This is a genomic window from Pseudomonas sp. zfem003 (assembly GCF_032621675.1).
GTDB lineage: Bacteria > Pseudomonadota > Gammaproteobacteria > Pseudomonadales > Pseudomonadaceae > Metapseudomonas > Metapseudomonas otitidis.
This window is the reverse complement of record NZ_JAVYJG010000025.1, coordinates 1-1,090: the sequence shown is the minus strand read 5'-3', so window position 1 is coordinate 1,090 and position 1,090 is coordinate 1. Positions and strand designations below refer to the sequence as shown.

Annotated in this window: 1 protein-coding gene; it reads left to right on the top strand. The window is 50.6% G+C overall.

All coding sequences use genetic code 11. From position 1 onward, the window contains the following. Positions 1–362: 362 nt before the first annotated feature. A complete protein-coding gene (locus tag RTK35_RS30420) occupies positions 363–680 on the top strand; it encodes a ComEA family DNA-binding protein (RefSeq protein ID WP_316909756.1) in 318 nt (105 codons plus the stop codon). Positions 681–1,090: the final 410 nt, after the last annotated feature.

Genomic DNA, 1,090 nt, shown 5'->3' with positions numbered 1-1,090 from the left:
TGCGAAGTGCTCGCGGTAGCGAAAAAGATAGAAAAGTGCGACTGACTTGAGTGTTTTGGATCGAGTGGCCGCTTTCAAAATCGGTAGGCGCTGAATTCAGCCAGAAATGCATGGCTACTTCAGACCATCCCTAGTGGGATGTCAAGTTTTTATCGTTTAAGCTGCTCTATGATGCCGATCAAATCAATTTTATTGATTCGTGAAATCCTACAAGAGGCTGGCAATAATTACCCTTTCGAGTAGGAGTTTCTTGACTGGGTGTGTCAAGGGCGTGAAGTTGAGCGGCCTCTCTCCAAGAGCTAGCTTGGCTCGGCGGGTTTAGGAGTACCGCTCCTTAAGCTAGTCACATGGAGATTTAAGTGATGATCCTCGTACGGATTCTTTCCCTGTTGTTCGTCTTCCTCGGTTTCACCGGTTCCGCCATTGCTGCGGAGACGCCATCCAAGAGCGAGCTGGCGAAAGTTGCTACCGAGCAGGTCGTTAAAAAGGTGGATATCAACAAGGCCGATGCTGCTTCGTTGCAGGGGGCGATGGTTGGAGTTGGTGAGTTGAAGGCCAAGGCAATCGTGGAGTATCGCGAAGCCAATGGTCCATTCTCATCCGTAGACGATCTGCTGCAGGTCAAGGGAATTGGCGCCAAGACTCTTGAGGCCAACCGCGACAGGCTTAGCGTCGAATAAGCGCTGAGGCTTAAGGTGGGAAGCCGGCTTGATTGCCGGCTTTTTTATGCCTTGCTGTTTTTGCCGCTATCGGGGCAGCAGGCCGCTGCGCCACGTCACAGCTAAACCTTAAGCTGTCTCAATGAGGCCAAAGGCTCTGAATAACTGGGAATGAAGCCCTTGATGAGAGTCCGGGTGCTTAAAATAAAAATCCCCCGGCACATGCCGAGGGCTTTTGAATTTGGCTCCGCGACCTGGACTCGAACCAGGGACCCAATGATTAACAGTCAAAGCCTCTTAACAAGTAAATCAGGCACTTAGCTCAAAGCATTGTACGTCGACACCACCCACCAAAAGCAACATTTCCAAGGGGGGCAGATTTCATTGTACGCGATAAAACCGCCTCGGAAGCCTGTGGATAAATCGAATTA

Excerpts from the sequence above, each read along its gene's own strand:
- RTK35_RS30420 (WP_316909756.1), top strand. The coding sequence starts at position 363 with ATGATCCTCGTACGGATTCTTTCCCTGTTGTTCGTCTTCCTCGGTTTC.